General features: G+C 69.3%; 18 protein-coding genes. 10 read left to right on the top strand and 8 right to left on the bottom strand.

Features of this window, described 5'->3' with window-relative positions:
- The first annotated feature begins 17 nt into the window (after window positions 1-17).
- On the top strand, window positions 18-500 hold the full coding sequence (locus OHA18_RS36140) for an FxsA family protein (RefSeq protein WP_328999869.1): 483 nt from the start codon (window positions 18-20) through the stop codon (window positions 498-500).
- A gap of 140 nt (window positions 501-640) precedes the next feature.
- Here OHA18_RS36140 and OHA18_RS36135 read toward each other — a convergent pair whose 3' ends face one another.
- Window positions 641-1,432 (bottom strand): GNAT family N-acetyltransferase, encoded by a 792-nt coding sequence (locus tag OHA18_RS36135; protein WP_328999868.1) that lies wholly within the window; start codon window positions 1,430-1,432, stop codon window positions 641-643.
- Window positions 1,433-1,529: 97 nt separating this feature from the next.
- On the opposite strand from OHA18_RS36135, the gene OHA18_RS36130 reads away from it, so the two are divergent.
- Window positions 1,530-3,758 (top strand): FUSC family protein, encoded by a 2,229-nt coding sequence (locus OHA18_RS36130; protein WP_328999866.1) that lies wholly within the window; start codon window positions 1,530-1,532, stop codon window positions 3,756-3,758.
- Here OHA18_RS36130 and OHA18_RS36125 read toward each other — a convergent pair.
- The gene (locus OHA18_RS36125) at window positions 3,748-4,383 is read right to left on the bottom strand and encodes a TetR/AcrR family transcriptional regulator (protein WP_328999865.1); all 636 of its coding nucleotides are present in this window, start codon (window positions 4,381-4,383) and stop codon (window positions 3,748-3,750) included. The two genes, OHA18_RS36130 and OHA18_RS36125, sit on opposite strands and share 11 nt — an antisense overlap.
- A 77-nt stretch (window positions 4,384-4,460) precedes the next feature.
- On the opposite strand from OHA18_RS36125, the gene OHA18_RS36120 reads away from it, so the two are divergent.
- Window positions 4,461-5,483 (top strand): alpha/beta fold hydrolase, encoded by a 1,023-nt coding sequence (locus OHA18_RS36120; RefSeq protein ID WP_328999864.1) that lies wholly within the window; start codon window positions 4,461-4,463, stop codon window positions 5,481-5,483.
- Between the two features lie 42 nt (window positions 5,484-5,525).
- On the top strand, window positions 5,526-6,341 hold the full coding sequence (locus OHA18_RS36115) for a class I SAM-dependent methyltransferase (protein WP_328999863.1): 816 nt from the start codon (window positions 5,526-5,528) through the stop codon (window positions 6,339-6,341).
- 54 nt (window positions 6,342-6,395) lie between these two features.
- Here OHA18_RS36115 and OHA18_RS36110 read toward each other — a convergent pair whose 3' ends face one another.
- The 3 genes from OHA18_RS36110 to OHA18_RS36100 form a co-directional block, all read right to left on the bottom strand.
- Window positions 6,396-7,544, bottom strand: a complete 1,149-nt coding sequence (locus tag OHA18_RS36110; protein ID WP_328999861.1) for a GDSL-type esterase/lipase family protein — start codon at window positions 7,542-7,544, stop codon at window positions 6,396-6,398.
- A 1-nt stretch (window position 7,545) separates the two neighbouring features.
- On the bottom strand, window positions 7,546-8,112 hold the full coding sequence (locus OHA18_RS36105) for a TetR/AcrR family transcriptional regulator (RefSeq protein ID WP_328999860.1): 567 nt from the start codon (window positions 8,110-8,112) through the stop codon (window positions 7,546-7,548).
- Between the two features lie 91 nt (window positions 8,113-8,203).
- Window positions 8,204-8,575 carry an RNA polymerase-binding protein RbpA gene (locus OHA18_RS36100; protein ID WP_328999859.1) on the bottom strand — a complete coding sequence of 124 codons (372 nt, stop codon included), beginning with the start codon at window positions 8,573-8,575 and terminating at the stop codon, window positions 8,204-8,206.
- A 246-nt stretch (window positions 8,576-8,821) separates the two neighbouring features.
- On the opposite strand from OHA18_RS36100, the gene OHA18_RS36095 reads away from it, so the two are divergent.
- The 4 genes from OHA18_RS36095 (at window position 8,822) to OHA18_RS36080 (ending at window position 12,788) form a co-directional block, all read left to right on the top strand.
- Window positions 8,822-10,213 carry an efflux RND transporter periplasmic adaptor subunit gene (locus tag OHA18_RS36095; protein ID WP_328999858.1) on the top strand — a complete coding sequence of 464 codons (1,392 nt, stop codon included), beginning with the start codon at window positions 8,822-8,824 and terminating at the stop codon, window positions 10,211-10,213.
- A complete protein-coding gene (locus OHA18_RS36090) occupies window positions 10,203-10,895 on the top strand; it encodes an ABC transporter ATP-binding protein (protein ID WP_328999856.1) in 693 nt (230 codons plus the stop codon). Before OHA18_RS36095 ends, OHA18_RS36090 begins: the two co-directional genes overlap by 11 nt.
- Window positions 10,895-12,127, top strand: a complete 1,233-nt coding sequence (locus OHA18_RS36085; protein WP_328999855.1) for an ABC transporter permease — start codon at window positions 10,895-10,897, stop codon at window positions 12,125-12,127. The genes OHA18_RS36090 and OHA18_RS36085 overlap by 1 nt, the downstream gene beginning before the upstream one ends.
- An 85-nt stretch (window positions 12,128-12,212) precedes the next feature.
- On the top strand, window positions 12,213-12,788 hold the full coding sequence (locus tag OHA18_RS36080) for a hypothetical protein (RefSeq protein WP_328999854.1): 576 nt from the start codon (window positions 12,213-12,215) through the stop codon (window positions 12,786-12,788).
- Between the two features lie 138 nt (window positions 12,789-12,926).
- Here OHA18_RS36080 and OHA18_RS36075 read toward each other — a convergent pair whose 3' ends face one another.
- A complete protein-coding gene (locus OHA18_RS36075) occupies window positions 12,927-13,748 on the bottom strand; it encodes a class I SAM-dependent methyltransferase (RefSeq protein WP_328999853.1) in 822 nt (273 codons plus the stop codon).
- Window positions 13,749-13,795: 47 nt separating this feature from the next.
- On the opposite strand from OHA18_RS36075, the gene OHA18_RS36070 reads away from it, so the two are divergent.
- On the top strand, window positions 13,796-14,368 hold the full coding sequence (locus OHA18_RS36070) for a TetR/AcrR family transcriptional regulator (protein ID WP_328999852.1): 573 nt from the start codon (window positions 13,796-13,798) through the stop codon (window positions 14,366-14,368).
- Window positions 14,369-14,378: 10 nt separating this feature from the next.
- Here the strand turns inward: OHA18_RS36070 and OHA18_RS36065 are convergent, their stop codons facing one another.
- Window positions 14,379-15,752 (bottom strand): MFS transporter, encoded by a 1,374-nt coding sequence (locus OHA18_RS36065; RefSeq protein ID WP_328999851.1) that lies wholly within the window; start codon window positions 15,750-15,752, stop codon window positions 14,379-14,381.
- 207 nt (window positions 15,753-15,959) lie between these two features.
- Here OHA18_RS36065 and OHA18_RS36060 point away from each other — a divergent pair, with 207 nt between their 5' ends.
- Window positions 15,960-16,862 (top strand): FG-GAP repeat domain-containing protein, encoded by a 903-nt coding sequence (locus OHA18_RS36060; RefSeq protein WP_328999850.1) that lies wholly within the window; start codon window positions 15,960-15,962, stop codon window positions 16,860-16,862.
- Between the two features lie 37 nt (window positions 16,863-16,899).
- Here the strand turns inward: OHA18_RS36060 and OHA18_RS36055 are convergent, their stop codons facing one another.
- Window positions 16,900-17,652 carry a glycerophosphodiester phosphodiesterase gene (locus OHA18_RS36055; RefSeq protein ID WP_328999849.1) on the bottom strand — a complete coding sequence of 251 codons (753 nt, stop codon included), beginning with the start codon at window positions 17,650-17,652 and terminating at the stop codon, window positions 16,900-16,902.
- Between the last annotated feature and the right edge of the window lie 5 nt (window positions 17,653-17,657).

Here is a 17,657-nt window from a genome sequence, read left to right as displayed (position 1 = left end):
TCGGAAGGGATACGAACATGCCGTGGTTCATCGCGCTGGCGCTGTTGGTGGTGCCGGTCCTGGAGATCTACGTGATCATCCAGATCGGCCAGGTCATCGGCGGCTGGCCGACGGTCGCCCTGCTGCTGGTCGAGAGCGCACTCGGAGCCTGGATCATCAAGCGGGAGGGCCGGCGCGCCTGGAACGCCCTCCAGTCCGCCCTCCAGACCGGCAAGATGCCCGGCCGTGAGCTCTCCGACGCCGCGCTGGTCCTGGTCGGCGGCACCCTGCTCCTGACCCCCGGCTTCGTCACCGACATCTTCGGCTTCTTCTTCGTACTCCCCTTCACCCGCCCCCTGGCTCGCAGAGCAATGTCCTCCTTCTTCAACCGCCGCCTCACCACCCAGCTGGGCAGCACCGGCCTAGGCGGCTTCATCCCAGGCGCCGGAGGCCCCACCCCACCACGCCAGTCGTCCGACGACGTCATCCAGGGCGAGGTCATCGACCCGGACAACAAGTAGTCCCACGCGGCTCAGCGCCGTGCATCCCTTCCGGCTCGCCGCGGCTCGCTCGCATGCGACTGCTCGGCGGACGTGCGCTTCGTCGGGGGTACTGCGCTCAGGACAACCGCACCGTGGCCCCGTCGATGGCTTGCAGCTCATCAGTCAACGTGCGATCGGAGATACCTGGCGTACTCGGTGAATGGGCCGAACCCCAGCTGCCGGTACAACGGCTCGCCGTGCTCGGTGGACTGCAGGACTACCACGCGGATCCCGTGCTCGAACGCGGCCCGCACTGCAGCCCGCGTAACCAGCTCCCCGAAGCCGCGACGTCGGGCGTCCGGCCGCGTCGCCACCCAGTACACCCCCGCCTCCTGGCCGGACACCACGGCCATCGCGCACGCCACCGGTCGGCTACCGATGCGGGCGACGAATGCTTCAACGGTGGGTGCCAGCAGCGCTCCCGGTGATGCGAAATGCGCTACCGCCTCAGCGGGCCGCCCACTATCGCGGAACACTTGCTCGTGAACCGCGGCGAACTGGGCCACCCCCACCGCATCGGTGACCCGGTCGAGTTCGACACCGCCGGAGACGATTGGCTCGTCGGGAGACGTGGAGGTCGCCATTCCACGGGCCGTCGAGCGGAACTGGAGGCCTGCGGCCGCTGCGGCCTGTGCGAGATCTGCGTCGCGGTGGGACGCCGCCCACAAGATGATGTCGCGGCTGTGCTGGACGGAGAAGGAGCGCAGCTCCTCGAGCACCGAGTCGGCGCTCGAGCCGGGATCGAGCCGGATCGCAGCATTGTGGAACGCGCCGGGAAAGGGCGCGGCAGCGGCCACCAGGAGAGCGGCGTCGGACTCGGACAGCACTGCGCCATCGGCGTGGACCGCGAAGTGTCGAAGGACAGTCGCGACATTCCGGTCAGCAGCTTCAAGCAGGTGCGCCTGGTCCACGTCGACAGACTCTAGCCTCGCTGCTTCGGCGGCGGCAGCCGGAGGATGCGGGGTCGACTTGCGTGACCGGAGGGGTTGCGTGGTGGAGACTGGGGCGGTGATCAGGGTCGGTCGGCGGCTGGTGGGGTGGTTGCGGGGGCGGGACAGCGGGCTGGCTGCTACTCGGCGGGCGGCGCGGACGGCGGTGGTGATGCCGGCGTTGTTCGCGTTGTGTGCGGAGGTGCTTCGGGCGCCGGTGGTGGCGACGTTCGCCGCGTTCGGGGCGTTTGCGATGTTGTTGCTGGTCGACTTCTCGGGGCGGACTGTGCAGCGGCTGCGGGCGCAGGTTCAGCTGGCGTTGGCGTGGTTGGTGCTGGTTTCGCTGGGCACTCTCGCGGGGCAGTCCACCTGGAGCGCGATCGTGGGGACCGTCGTGGTGGGTTTCGCCGTACTGTTCGTCGGCGTTGTCAGCTCGGTGCTTGCGAGCGCCAGTACTTCGATGCTCCTGGCATTCATCCTGTCGGTCGCCACGCCAACTCCACTGTCCCTGCTGCCGGATCGACTCGCCGGGGTTGCGATCGCGGGGCTGGCAGCCGTCTTCGCCGTCTGGCTGCTCTGGCCCAGAGTGGCGATCGACCCGCTGGGCGCGCCGGCGGCACGAGTGTGCCGGGCCGCCGCGATGCAGCTTCGCGCGGAGGCGAGCGACACCGTCGAGGTCTGCACGCGACGGACGGAGGAGACGGCGACGCTGATCCAGGAGTTGCGGCGTACCTTCACCGCGACGCCGTACCGTCCGACGGGCTTGTCCACCGGGTCGAGGTCGCTGGTCCGTCTCGTCGACGAGCTCACCTGGCTGAGCACGATCCTCGACGAGTCCGGCCCGGCCGCTGCCCGCGGAGCAGGGGGCGATCCGGACGCATCCGCGGTCCATTTCGCGGCCGCGAACGTGCTGGAGCTGAGTGCAGAGCTTCTGGACGATCCCACGCTCGCCCCGGACAAACTGACCGCGGCCGCGGAGGCACTGCGGGATGCCGTCACGGCGCTCGAGAAGGGTGCAGTGGCTCGGTTGCCGAAGGACGGCATGGCGGAGTTCCTCGGCGTCCTGAACGTGTCCTTCCGAGCGCAAGAGATCGCGTACGCCGTCTTGCTGATCGCGCAGAACGTCGAGACCGCCCGCGTTGCGGACCAGCGGGGCTGGACCGACCGCCTGCTGGGCCGGGAGCCGACGTCGCTGACAGCTCCCTTCGCCAGCGCGGCCGAACGCGCCGCCGCGCACCTCGAACCGCACTCGGTCTGGCTGCACAACAGCATCCGCGGCGCGGCCGGGCTCGCGATCGCCGTCACGGTCGCCAACGTGACCGGCGTACAGCACGGCTTCTGGGTGATCCTTGGCGCCCTGTCGGTACTTCGCTCGAACGCGCTCAACACCGGCCAGAACGCGTACCGCGCCGTCGGCGGTACGGTCGTCGGCTCCGTCCTGGGCGCGGGCGTCCTGGCGCTGATCGGCGAGAACAGACTGGCGCTGTGGATCGTGCTGCCGATCGCGGTGCTGTTCGCAGGCATCGTTCCGGCCGCGGTCTCGTTCGCCGCGGGGCAGGCCGCGTTCACGGTCACGCTGGTGATCCTCTTCAACATCGCCCAGCCGGAAGGTTGGTCGCTGATCCTGTTCCGCATCGAGGACATCGCACTCGGCTGCGCCGTCAGTGTCCTTGTCGGCCTGTTGTTCTGGCCGCGCGGAGCGTCCGCGGCGGTCGGCAAGGCGCTGGCGGAGGCGTACGTCGACAGCGTGAGCTACCTGGTCGGCGCGGTTGGATACGCCATCTCCTGCTGCGTACCGGGATCGCGCCCCACCACGCCACAGGACAGCCGGCGCGCCGCAGCGGCAGCCCGTCGGCTCGACGACGCGTTCCGGACGTACCTCGCTGAGCATGGACCGAAGCCGGTCCCGTTGAGCGAGATGACGGCACTCGTCACCGGCGTCGTCGCCGTCCGCTTGGCCGCGGACGCCGTACTCGAACTCTGGCAGCGGTACGCCGATGGCCAGCCCCCGTCCGACGACCGAGCCGCCGCGCAGGCAGCCCTGCTCTCGTTGGCCGACCGGCTGCTCGAGTGGTACACGACTCTCGCCGGCGCCCTGGAAACGCAGGGCCGGATCCCCGAGCCCTTGGCGCGTGACCATGACACCAAGAGCCAACTGATCGAGGCCGTCCGCCGCGACCTGTACGACGCCGACGGCCGCGCGACACCGACCGCCATCCGCATCCTCTGGACCAGTGACCATCTGGAGGTCGTACGGCGCCTCCAGCCCGGCCTCGCGAGTGCCGCCGGCCGAACAGCTACCGGGTGAGGCTCGCGCCGATGAAGGCGAGGGTCTGAGCCTCGACCTTGTGGATCACCGAGTCCGGGAGGTCTCGCAGGGGGCCCTGGGTGGTGAGGGACGCAGCGCCGTGGACTGTGGACCAGATTGGGTACTCGATGCCCTCTCGGCGTTCGGGTGCGAGGACGCCGGCCTCCACCAGCTCGTCCAGGGCGGCCCGGAGCAGACCCAGCGGGGTCCGGTCGGTGTCGCCGTACGCGTGGCGCTCCGGCAGGGCGAACGCGGCCGCGAACAGGCCCGGCTCCTCGTGGGCGAAGCGTAAATAGGCGGTGCCGATCGCGCCCAGGCGACGCTGGGCGGCGGCCGGGTTGCCGCGCTTGCCACGGACGCGAGCGATCTCAGCGGTCATCCGGTCGGCCAGCTCGAGCATGGCGGCGGTACAGACCTCGGCGAGCAGCTCGTCGCGGTCGGCGAAGTGCCGGTACGCGGCGTTCGGTACGACGCCGACGGCGCGGGTCGCCTCCCGCAGTACGACCGCGTCGGGACCGCCGGTGCGAGCCAGCTCGAGACCCGCGGCGACCAAGCCGGCGCGGACGTCGCCGCGGGGGCGCCGTCGTCGTGGCGGGGTCTCTGGTGCTGGGTCGGCCGTGTTCACCCGATCAGGATAGCAATGTGGACGCTGTCCACTAACCGTGTAATGTGGACAGCGTCCACTAAACAGGGAGGCACTCGATGGACGGGAACGCGGCCGCACAGCTGGGGCGGCAGGAGCAGGACAAGGCATGGGTGACGGCGGACGAGTGGTTCGGCGGTGGTGAGCGCCGCTGGTACGACCCGGCTTCGGCCCGTCTGCTGACCGATCCGCCGGGGGAGGAGGGGCAGAGTGGCCTGGTGAAGGTCTTCGGCCGGACGACCGGTACGGCGAGTCCGGACGCGGTGTGGTTGACGATGCTGCCCGGATTCCCCGAGGGCTCGTACGGCTGGTCGCGCGTTGATCAGCTCCTACCGGCGGACCTCGGCCCTCGGCTGTACGTCGAGCCCGTGGGGCAAGGAGACTCCGACAAGCCGGAGGGGTACGCGTACTCGACCGTGGAGCGGGCCGATCTGATCGGAGCGTGGTGGCGTGACCTCGGTGTACGTCGTACCGTCGTGGTCACGTTCGACTACACGTCGCTGGCGTTGCTCGAGTTGTTGCGCCGGCAGTTGGAGCGACCTGGCGGGCCTGTGATCACCGCGGCGTTCATGATCAACGGCGGCTTGTTCGCCGACGCGCACTCGCATCCGTTGCGGGGTACGCCGCTGCTGAGGTCGCCGTTCGGGACACTTGTGGCGAGAGGAGCGCAGCGCTCGCCGATCGTGTTCGCGCAGGGATTCAAGCAGGCGCAGATGTACTCCCGCGGCCATGAGCCGAGTGATGCCGAACTGGCCGAGGTGTGGTCGGCCCTGGTGCGGCGAGACGGCGCGAGGTTCCTCCACGAGGGGGCAGGGTTCGTCAAGGAACACCGCCGCAACGGCGGCCGCTGGGACCTGGCCGCGATCGCCCGTGAACTGAAGGGATCGGTCGCGTTCACCGTCGGTGGCAGCACCGAGGATCCGTACGAGCACCGCCAGGTCGCCGCCGCCCGCGAGCGGGTGCCCGGCGCCGACATCGTCACGTTCCCAGGCGGCCATCTGACCACCGCCGAGCAGCCGGCCCTCCTCGCCGACGCGATCACCCGCGTCGCCCGCCACCACGGCGTCGAGGAAACGTCCTAAATGGTTGTCAACGGCATCGGTATCACTCACGGAGGCATTGGTATGAACGACTCAACCGTTCCGGCGCAGTATGTGACCGGCCGGGTGCGGGACGGCATCGAGCAGGCTCTTGTTGCCGCGGGCAAAGAATTGGACGGGTTGACGCCGGCGGATTTGGCCCTGGTCGAGGATTATCACACCGGCGGGCGGCTGGCGACGGTGCAGTTGGTGGACCTGCTCGGGCTGACGTCGGAGAGCGCGGTCCTCGACGACGGTGCCGGCATCGGCGGTACGGCGCGGTACCTGGCGGACCGGTTCGGGTGCGCGGTGACCGCCGTGGATCTGTCCGACGAGTACTGCGACACCGCCCACTGGCTCAACCAGCTGGTCGGTCTGGATGACAAGATCGTCGTACGACAGGGAGACGTGACCTCGCTGCCCCTGGACGATGCGTCCGTCGACGTCGTCTTCAGTCAGCACGTGCAGATGAATGTCGCGCGCAAGGACCGCCTCTACCAAGAGGCCAGGCGGGTACTGCGGGACGGCGGCCAGCTCGCGGTGTGGGACATCCTGGCCGGCGACGGGCCCGAGGCGGAGTACCCACTTCCTTGGTCCGACGGCCCCGAGCACAGCCATCTCGTCCCTCCGGGCGTTCTACGCACCGAGATCGAGGCTGCCGGATTCACCGTCGAGCACTGGGCGGATCTCACCGATCAGATCGGCGCCATGATGCGGATGATCCAGTCTCAACCACCGAACCCGCTCGGACTGCACGCCTTCGTACCGGCGTTCCGCGAGCGGGTGACGCACCTGACCGAGGCGCTGACCGACGGCCGCGTCCGCGCCATCCAGGCCGTCGCCCGGGCGACCGGGCCGTGAACCGGGCCGTGAACCGGGCCGCGAACCGGGCCGCGAACCGGGCCATGACCGGAGTCAGTTGCCGAAGGCACCCTTGAAGGCGTGTTCGGTGAACCGCGCGGCCATGGTCTCGTGGCTCTCAGGGCCGGGGTGCAGGTCGTCGGGCAGGGGATGGGCGGCGTTGTCCGCCTCGCCGTACAACTCACGCCCATCCAGGTAGTGAAGGTTGGGGTCGGTCGCGGCGCGCTGGGCGATGATGCGGGCGAGCTCGGCGCGGATGACGGACAGGGTGAGTTTGCCGGCCGGGATCTCGTCGGGGTCGCCGGTGGCAGTGAAGCGGAGCTCGCCGGCGGCCAGCGCGGACAAGTCCCAGCCGGTGGGGCCCGGCGTCTCCTCGTGGATCGGGCAGAGGATGGGGGAGACGACCAGGAGCGGTGTGTCGGGGTGGCCGTCGCGAATCGTGTCGAGGAAGCCGTGGACGGCCGGCGTGAACGAGCGGAGTCGGAGGCTGTCCGAGTTCACGATGTTGATGCCGAGCTTGAGGCTGATCAGATCGGCGGGCGTGTCGCGGATCGCCCGGGCGATGAACGGCTGAAGGAACGCGCTGCCGCCGAAGCCCAGGTTCAGCAGCTCGACGCCGGCCTGGGCCGCCGCGAGTGCCGGCCAGGTGCCGGTGGGATGCGTCGCGTTCGAGCCGTGACTGATCGAACTGCCGTGGTGGAGCCAGACGCGGCCCGAGGCCGCGACCGGCTCGACCGGCGCATCGGTGCGCAGGGCAACGACCTCGGTGGTCTCGTCGTGCGGCAGCCAGATCTCGACGGTCTTGGCCGCGGCGGGCAGACCCGCGACGCGAAGGGTCTGAGGCTCGCCCCGGCGGGTCTCGGTCGCGCCGGTCATCAGGTCGATCGTGATGACGTCGCCGCCGGTCGCGGTGAGCTGTGTGACGAGCTCGCCGTCGACGAGTACGTCGTACACGCCGTCCGGACGCGGGGGAGCGCCGGTGTAGTCGCGCTTGGTCGGCAGCGTGTCGAGCTCGACGACCGTTGCCGACGTACGGAAGGCGATCCGGACGCCGGAGGGCTGGGACTCGACCATCGTCATCTGACCGTCGTCGTACTGCGTCCGCGCCCAAGCCGGCAGGCGGTGTGGCAGGACGCCGCGCTCGGTGGGCTCGAGGTCGAGCGCACCGCGGAGCAGGTCGATGGTGAGGGGAGTGGTGATCATGTCAGCTCCAGCTGCGGAGGAGGGTGTGTAAGGCGTCGATGATGCGTGGCCAGCTGTCGGCGGAGCTGGGCTCGCTGTGGGAGAAGGAGCCGGCGAGCTCGAGGGTGATGTACCCGTGGATCGTGCTGCCGAGCAGGCGTACTGCGTCGGTCTGGGCGGGCTCGTCCAGCCCATAACCGCGGAGCACCGCACGGAGCAGCTCGGAGTGCCTTCGTCCGGCAGCCACGTATTCAGGCGCTGCGGTATCAGCCGGGAAGCGGGTGGCGGCGTAGCGGCCCGGGTGGGATCGGGCGTAGTCGCGGTAGACATCAGCAAGTGCGGCCAGGGCGTCGCGACCGGCGCGGCCAGCCAGGGCGGCGGCGGCTTGGTCCGCGAGCTCGGTGAGGGCGACCGTCGCGATCCGCGCCTTGAGGTCGCCCGAGCTGCGGACGTGCGAGTACAAACTCGCGACCTGTACGCCGAACTGCCGGGCCAGCGCGGACACGGTGACCTGCTCGAAGCCGACCTCGTCGGCCAGCTCGGCACCCGCGTGCGCCAGCCGCTCGCCGGTCAACCCCGCTCGTGCCATAACTCATTATGAAATTACCTAAAGCCTTTAGGCAAATCTAGGCACAAAGAAACCCTCACCGCGCCATTGCGGTGAGGGCTCCTTCAAAGGATCAGGCCGTGCGCTTGGTCCGGTGCAGGTGCGCCGGGCCGATCTCGCCCTTGCGGAGCAGGTCGACCCGCTCGGCGAGCAGCTCCTCCAGCTCCGAGATGCTCCGGCGCTCGCGCAGCATGTCCCAGTGCGTACGCGCCGGCTTCTCCTGCTTCGGCTCCGGCTTCTCACCGGTCGAACGGGCGGCCTCGCTGCCGCAGTGGGGGCACTCCCAGACCGCGGGCACCTCGGCGTCATGCGCCATGGTGACCTCGACCACATGGCCGCGGGGGCAGTCGTACGTGATCATCTGGCGGGGAGCGAACTCAACACCACGGTCATCCTCGAAGCTGACCCCACCCAGCCCCGAACCACGCAGTACGCGATTAGACATGTCAAACCTCCGAGATCGTCATCCGTGCCAACGGTCGGCCGACGCGGATCATTCCCATTTTGGCATGTCCGAGCCGTATGTTCGCACCTGACAGCGCCGTCGTGACCGGCTGTCGTCGAGTGTTCACAGATCACGGTGTGTCGTGGACCGCCCGACGTACGACGCACCAAATCGATACCTGGTTCACAGGCTGTTGCCAGGAATCGAGGATCTCCTCCTCAGCATCTGTCCATAGCGTCTGCATCCATGGTGCTACCCCGCCACAAGATCCGTGGCCTCAGTTTCGTGAACGTGGCGCTGGTCGCCATCGTGCTCGCCATCGCCGTCACCGCCTACTTCCTGTTCTTCAAGAAGGACCCGCCGGCCGCCAGCGCGACCCGGCCGACGGTGGCCGTCCAGCGCGGTGAGGTGACCGCGAGCGTCAGCTCCAGTGGCACCCTGCAGAGCTCCCAGAACGCGTCGCCGCAGTTCGCGACCTCCGGCACCGTCACCCAGGTCCTGGTCAAGGTCGGCCAGGTGGTGGCCAAGGGCGCGGCGATCGCGAAGATCGACCCGTCGGACGCCAACCGTCAGCTCGTGATCGCCCAGCAGAACCAGATCGCCGCCGAGAACTCGGTCAGCGCGGCCGACGAGACGCTGAGCGACGCCCAGGACGCCCTCGAGGCTGCCGAGGAGGCCTCCGCCTCCCCGTCGCCGACGCCGACCCCGAGCAACGGTCAACAGCAGCAGACCCAGTCTCAAGGTCAGAGTCAGGGTCAGAGTCCGGAAGTTGCCGTCAGCAACGCCCAGGCGAGCCTGGCCAAGGCCAAGGCCGACAAGGAGCAGGCCGAGCAGAACGTCGAGGCGGCCCAGGCTGCGGTCGACGCGACCACGCTCAAGGCGCCGATCGCGGGCACGATCACGGCCATCAACGGCGCGGTCGGCTCGGTGGCCGGCGGGTCGAGCTCGGGTTCAGGGAGTGCGTCGGGCAGCGGCAGCACCGGTGGTGGAGGCTCAACCTCAGGTCAAGGTTCAGCCTCAAGCTCGAGTACGTCGTCCACGGCGGGCACCGGCTTCGTCGACATGGCGGACCTCAAGTCGCTCCAGGTCGTGGCCGCGTTCGCCGAGGCGGACGCGATCAAGGTCAAGGCCGGCCAGTCCGCGACCGTGACCCTGAACGCCGAGCCCGGTACGACGCTCACCGCATCGCTGGCGTCCGTCTCGCCGGTGCCGACCACGACGAACGGCGTCGTGTCGTACTCGGCCACCTTCAGCCTCGCCAAGCTCCCGGCGAACGCCCGGATCGGCCAGACCGCCAACGTCACGGTCCAGACCGCGAAGGCCGCCAACGCCCTGTACGTCCCGAGCACGGCGATCGCCACGAGCGGTACGACGTACACCGTCACGATGGCCGACGGCAGCGGAACGCGCGAGGTGAAGATCGGCGTCCGTGGCGACAGCTTCACCCAGATCACCTCCGGCCTGAACGAGGGCGACCAGATCGACCTGCTGCAGGGCGCGATCGGCGGCACCGGCACCCAGAACGGCGGCCAGGGCAGGACGGGCCAAGGCGGCACCGGACAGTTCCCGACCGGCTTCGGCGGCGGTGGCGGTGCTGGTGCCGGCGGTGCGGGTGGCGGTGGCTTCCGTGGCCGCTGACGCCCTGATCGACATCCGGGACGTCACCAAGACGTACGGCCACGGCGAGACCGCAGTCCACGCTCTCCAGGGCGTGACGCTGCGGGTCGATGCCGGGGAGTACGTCGCGGTGATGGGCTCGTCCGGATCCGGTAAGTCGACGTTGATGAACATCCTCGGCTGCCTCGACGTACCGTCCCGCGGGGAGTACTGGCTGGACGGCAGCAACGTGGCCCGGCTGAGCGAGGACCAGCAGGCCCTCGTCCGCGGCCGCAAGATCGGGTTCATCTTCCAGTCGTTCAACCTGATCCCGCGGACCACCGCGCTCGCGAACGTCGAGCTGCCGCTGACCTACGCGCACCTGCGCCGGGCCGAACGCCGCAAGCGGGCCAACCGCGCCCTCGAGCTCGTCGGTCTCGCGGACCGCACCGGCCACCGGCCGAACGAACTGTCCGGCGGTCAGCAGCAGCGGGTCGCGATCGCCCGGGCGCTCGCGACGGGTCCGCGGATCCTGCTCGCCGACGAGCCGACCGGCAACCTGGACGCGCACTCGACCGACGAGGTGCTCGGAATGTTCGACGGCCTGCACGCCGACGGCCGGACGATCATCGTGATCACCCACGAGCACGAGGTCGCCGCTCGCGCCCGGCGGCTGGTGCAGGTCGCCGACGGCCGGATCATCTCCGACGAGGTGACCCGCTGATGTCACCACGCGACTTGATGGGGGCCGCACTCCGCGGCCTCACGGCGAACAAACTCAGATCCCTGCTGACCGTCCTCGGCGTGTCGATCGGCGTCGGCGCGGTCATCGTCCTGGTTGCTGTGGGCAACGGCTCCGGCAAGGCGGTGCAGGCCCGGCTCGAGGCGATGGGCACCAACCTGCTCACCGTCTCCACGACCGGCGGCGGAGGCGGCTTCCAGCGTGGCCAGGCGGGACCAGCGGCCCAGCAGTACAGCCTGACCCTCGACGACTCCGCGGCCCTGGCCGACAAGCGGCTCGCGCCCGACGTGTCCGCGGTCGCCCCGGTGATGACGAGCAGCGGTGCGACGGCGACGAACGGCGACACCAGCTACACGGTGAGCCAGGTGATCGGTACGACGCCGGAGTACATGCCGGCCACCAACACCCCCGTCGGGACCGGCGCGTCCTTCACCCAGCAGGACGTCGACACCTCGCAGCGGGTCATCCTGCTCGGACAGACGACTGCGACCGAGCTGTTCACCCGGCCTGCCAGCGCGATCGGCCAGACGATCAAGCTCGGTGCCGTGGACTTCGTCGTCCGTGGGGTGCTGGCAAGCAAGGACAGCACGGGGTTCAACGACCCGAACGCGACCGCCATCATGCCGATCAGCACCCTGCGCGCGACCCAGGCCGGGTACGGCTCGCTCAACCAGATCGTCGTACAGGCCACGGACAAGGACCGGGTCGACACCGCGCAGGCCGAGGTGACGCAGTTGCTGACCGCCCGGCATCAGGTGCCGGCCGACCAGACGTCGCCGTTCCGGATCACCAACTCGGCGCAGATCCTGCAGACGAGCCAGGACACCGCCGCGACGTTCACCGCGCTGCTGGCCACGGTCGCCGCGATCAGCCTGGTCGTCGGCGGGATCGGTGTCACCAACATCATGCTGGTGACGGTCACCGAGCGGACCCGTGAGATCGGGATCCGGAAGGCGCTCGGGGCCCGGCGGCGGACGATCCTCGGCCAGTTCCTGATCGAGGCGACACTGCTCAGCCTGCTCGGTGGTGCGGTCGGCGTCGGGGTCGCATTGATCGTCACCCGCTTCCAGTTGGCCGGTGTCCAGCCGGCGCTGGTGCCGTCGTCGATCGGACTCGCGCTCGGCGTGTCCGCGGCGGTCGGCCTGTTCTTCGGCAGCATGCCGGCGCACCGAGCCGCCGGACTCCGTCCCATCGACGCATTACGACACGAGTGAGAGGCACAATGAACGAATGGAGTGAGTTCATCATTCACCACAGCATGAGCTACTCATCGGCGCCCGCAGCGAAGCGAGGACGGCGATGAGTAACCAGACGCCCGACGATTTCGCCCAGATCGGGTCCGATGAGGAGGTCGACGCGGCACTGAAGCCGAAGAAGTCTCTCAATCTGCCGCTGGCGACGGCGATCCTGGCCGGCATCGTGGTGCTTGCGGTCGGGCTCGCGGGCGGGGCTGGGCTGCATGCCGCGTTCGCGTCGGACAGCTCGTCGAACCAGCCACAGGCCGGGCGGGGCGCCGGCGGGTACGGCGGCTTCCGTGGGCAGAACGGCGGGGGAGGGACCGGGCAGAACGGCCAGAACGGGCAGGGACAGCGGCAGTTCCCAGGTGGCGGCACGGTCGGTACGGTCGTCTCGGCGAACAGCTCTGAGCTGGTCGTGAAGACGCAGACCGGGAACGTCACCGTGAAGCTCAACGGCGACACCACCTACGAGATCACCTCCAAGGGGACCGCCGCCGACCTGAAGGCCGGTGAGCAGGTCGTGGTCACCGGCCAGACCGCGAACGGAACCATCACCGCGAACAGCGTGCGCCAGGGCGCCCAGGGCGGCTTCGGCGGCGGCTTCCGCAACCCGAGCGCAACCCCGTCCTCGCGCTGAGGATCCCCAGGCCATCACAATCGCGGCCGTGCCACGTCCGTAAGCGCGGCCCGCGCCGATGCGGCGCATTGTGATGGCCTGGAGATCCGGCACAGACCGTGCGCCCGGCCAGCACCCCGGCCGGGCGCACGTGTGCGCTCAGCTGCGGGTGGCGGTGAGGGCGACGGCGGTGGATTCGAGCGTGAAGCTGCCACCGGCGGCGTCGATGGCGGCGCCGGTCCGGTCGAGCATCTCGTCGAGTTTGCCGGCGTCCGCGAGCGGCTTGGCCAGGCCGCTGGTGCGGAGTTGGTCGAGCCATTCGTCGCGGGTGTAGCGACGGCTCCAGGGGTACGTCGGGCGCTCGAGGTCGGTGAACGCGCCGGTCGCGGACAGGCTGTCGGCGGCTCGGTCGAGGAAGTGTTCGTAGGCCGTGAGTGGCGAGGCGGCGACCTGCGAGTTGACCGGGCTGTCGGGGAGGACCTCGCGGTGAACCGCCGCGAAGGCAGCGCCCAGGTCGGGTGGCGGCTGGAGCACGTACCAGAAGGCCGCGAACCGGCCGCCTGGCCGGAGGACCTCGGCTGCCGTGGTCGCACCTGTGCTCGGCTCGATCCAATGCCAGGTCATTCCGGCGACCAGCGCATCGAACGTCCGACCGGCTGGGTCCCAGGACTCGAAGGCCGAGACCTCGACCTCGACGCCGGTACTGCGGGCGAACGCCGCCATGCGCTCGTCCACCTCGACGCCGAGCACCTGGCAACCGGCAGCCTGGAACTGACGCGCGGCGATCCCCGTCCCGCACCCGACGTCGAGGACCGCCGGGCCAGGCGTGGATGCGGCGACCGCCTCGATCAAAGCGGACGGGTAGCGAGGACGAGCTCGGTCGTACAGCCCCGCATCGGCCCCGAAGGACTCAGCCATCTCGCGCCGGCGATGCGGCTCGTTCGAAGTTGGTGGAGGAGACTGCGACGGTAGAGTGGGCATGTGCCCACGGTAGTGGGCGAGTGCCCACTTGTGTCAAGGGAGGCTGTGTGCCGACTGGTGTGGCGATGCGGGATGCGCGCGAGCTGTTGTTCGACGCGGCCGAGCGGGTGTTGTTGCGGGACGGGCCGGAGGCCTTGACCAGTCGTGCGGTGACCACCGAGGCGGGGTGTGCGAAGGGCGTGCTGCACAAGCACTTCACCGACTTCGACGGCTTCCTCGCCGAGCTGGTCCTGGACCGGATCCGACGGCTCGACGACCAGGCGCAGGTACTACGGAACGCCGTCGGCCAAGGGGCCGTCGTGGACAACCTGACCACGATGCTGACCGACCTGTTCGGCTCGGTCGCGGTCGCAATCGTCAGCCTGACGATCTCGCGCGACGGCCTGCGCGCCCGGCTACGGGAAGCCGTACCGACCGGCGTACCGATCCTGACCGACGCCGGCCGGATCATCCTCGACTACCTGATGGCTGAGCAGGAGCGAGGCCGCATCCGCGCTGACGCCGACCTCAACTCCCTCGGACTGACACTGATCGGGTCCGCTCACCTGCTCTTCGCCGACCGCACCGGCGTCCGCCCCACAACCGACGAAGTACGGGCTTTCGTCGCGTCCGTGGTCTAAACGATGTTGGCTAGACGATGTTCGGCTGGGCGTTGCCGGCCTCGGTGATGCCGCGGCGCATGTCGACGCGGACCAGCAGGACCAGGCCGACGACGAAGAACAGGCCGAGGGCAACGATCGCCGGGCGGTAGGAGCCGGTGATCTGGTGGACCAGGCCGAAGACCAGCGTGCCCAGCCAGGACGTGCCGCGCTCGCCCGCCTGGTAGAGCGAGAAGTACTCCGCCTCGCGCCCCTTCGGGATCAGCTGGCTGAAGGCGGACCGCGACAGCGCCTGCGTCCCGCCGAGCACGATCCCGATCGCGGCGCCCATGGCCAGGAACGGCACGATCTGGTGGGCCGGCAGCAGGAATCCCGCGATCACGATCAGCATCCAGATCACCAGCCCGACGCTGATGGTCCGATGAGCGCCGTACCGCGCCGCCACCCGCCCGAACACGATCGCGCCGAAGAACGCCACGAACTGGACCATCAGGATCGTCGCGATCAGCACCTGGGTCTCGAACCCGAGCTGCTTCTCGCCGTACGTCGACGACACCGAGATGACCGTCTGGATGCCGTCGTTGAAGAACAGGTACGCGATCAGGAACAGCATCGTCATCGGGAAGCTGCGCAGATGCTTGAGCGTCGCGGACAGCTGACCGAAGCTCTGCCGCACCAGGTTGCCGCTCCGCACCGGTACGACGCTGACGGGCGGACGGTCCCGTAGGCGCAGGAACGGGAAGAACGTGAACAACCCCCACCACAACCCCGCACTCAGCAGGCTGAGGCGTACCGCCGTGCCCTGACTCATCCCGAGTGCATCGTGGGCGGTGACCACGGCCAGGTTGACCAGCAGCAGGATGAACCCACCGGCGTACCCGAAAGCCCACGCGCGGGACGAGACCGCGTCCCGCTGATCGGGTGGTGCGATGTCGATCAGGATCGAGTCGTACACGACCAGGGACGACCCCAGACACAGATTGCCGATGAACAGCAGCAGTGCGCCGAGCGCCCACCGCCCGCCGCCGACGAACACCATGCAGCAGGCCGCGAGCGCGCCGGCCCACGCGAACGCGCACATCAGCAGCTTCTTGCGCGCCATCCGGTCCGCGATCGCGCCGACCACGGGCAGGAACAGCGCCGATACCAGCGTCGCCACCGTCACGACGTAGAACGCGAGCGAACCGGGGGAGATGCCGAGCCCGAGTACGTCGAGATTGGTGTGGCACGGCTTGTCCGTCGTGCCGACGTACCCGCACGCCGCCTGCTCGGCGACCGACGTCAGGTACGGCGCGAACAGGACGGTGCCGACCGTGGTGACGTAGCCGGAGTTCGCCCAGTCGTACAGGCTGAACCCCCAGTACTCACGCTTGTCCACCGCGGCGGGGGCGGAGAGAAGTCCCATGCGCGGAAGTTTGTCAGGTCCGGGGTACGCAGCGGCGTACCGACTGATAACAGTTCGCGCCGCGATCAAGTAGGGACCTTTGGCCCTAGAGATATCCGCACTAGTCCGGTGTGGTGGTCCGAAGGGCTCTCGGTGGGTGACCGTACGAGTACCCGGAGCGGCCGCACCCGCCAGGCGCCGCAGATTCTAGGCAAGAGGGGGAATCTCATGCGCAGACGCTTGCACCTTGGGGGACGAACGGGACTGGCGCTACTCGCGGGCTTCGGCCTGCTGTTCGCCGGTACTTCGGTGTCCTCCGCAGTGCAGGAGAAGTCGGCGGGAGCAGCCACAGCGGCTGCGCTCGTCGTCAAGAACAACGACTTCAACTCCGACACCCATTCGGACGTCCTGTCCGTCGACGCCGCCGGGCGCCTGTGGCTGTACCCGGGGAGCGGCGCGGGCGGCTGGCAGTCGCGCACGGGGTACAGCTACGGCTGGGATGCGATGACCGCGCTCCTGGTGCCCGGGGACTTCGACGGGGACGGGCACGCCGACCTGATGTCGGTCGACGCCGACGGCTACCTGCGCCTGTACTCGGGTGACGGGCACAGCGGCTGGCAGGTCTGGAAGCGCTTCGGCGGCGGCTGGAACACGATGACCGCCGTCCGCGGCGTGGGCGACTTCAACGGCGACGGCTTCATGGACATCATGGCGCGGCAGAACACGGGCCAGCTGTGGCTCTACCCGGGCAACGGCCAGGGTGGCTTCCTCACCCGGGTCGGGTACGGGTACGGCTGGAACGCGATGACGGCCTTGATGGGCATCGGGGACTTCGACGGCGACACGTTCCCCGACCTCGCGGCCCGCGACACGGACGGGGCTGTCTGGCTGTACCGCGGCAATGGAACGGGCGGCTGGTTGGCCGGCCGGACCCTGATCGGATCCAGCTGGCAGAACCTCACGGCCCTGGTGACGCCGTGGGACTTCTCGGGTGACGGCAAGGCGGATCTCCTGGCCCGCAACGCGCAGGGAGTGCTCCTGATGTACCGCGGTAGCGGAACCGGTGGATGGAGTCTGCCGCCGGTTCAGGTCGGCTCGGGATGGAACAGCATGACCAAGATCACCAGCTGACGGGGGGACGGCCCGCGGTGCCTCCGGGCGCCGCGGGTCACTTCCACTGACCGCGCTCGACCAGGACCTCGCGCAGAAGATCGGTGCGGTCGGTGATGATGCCGTCGACCCCGGCGTCGAGCATCCGCCGCATGTCCGCGGGATCGTCGACGGTCCACACATGCACTTGCTTGCCCTTGGCATGCGCTCGTTCGATCAGACCGGGCGTCAGGACCCGGAGCGGGCCGTAGGCCTGGGGGATCTGCAGGCAGGCGCCGGGCGACGGCAGCGCGAAGGGCAGGAAGCGGATCAGGGCGATCTCCCACTCGCCGTACCCCGTGCACAGCCGCGGACCGAGCAGCTTGCGGATCCGCCGGACCCGGGACTGGGAGAACGACGAGACGCAGATCCGGTCGATCGCGTTCGCGGCCCGCAGGACCTTCGCGGCCGGCTCGAGGCCGCCCTCGGCCTTGATGTCGAGGTTGAACCGGATGTCCGGGAAGTGCTCGAGCAGCTCGTCCAGCCGGGGGATCGGCTCATGACCGTTGATCTTCGCCTTGCTGACCTCGGACCACGGCAGCTCGGCGATCACCCCGGTCCGGTCCGTGACCCGGTCGAGCTTGTCGTCGTGGAACGCGATCACGACGCCGTCGCTGGTCGCGTGCAGGTCGGTCTCCAGGTAGGTGTACCCGAGGTCGACCGCGTGCTGGAACGCGTGCAGCGAGTTCTCGTAACCGACGTTGTCCGGGTGTTTCGCGCCGCCTCGATGGGCCATCGCGATCGGACCGTCGTGGTCGAGGTAGGGATACACGACTG

Origin of the sequence: Kribbella sp. NBC_00709 (genome assembly GCF_036226565.1) — a bacterium.
GTDB lineage: Bacteria > Actinomycetota > Actinomycetes > Propionibacteriales > Kribbellaceae > Kribbella.
The sequence above is the reverse complement of the archived record's forward strand: the minus strand, read 5'-3'. Positions and strand labels throughout refer to the sequence as shown.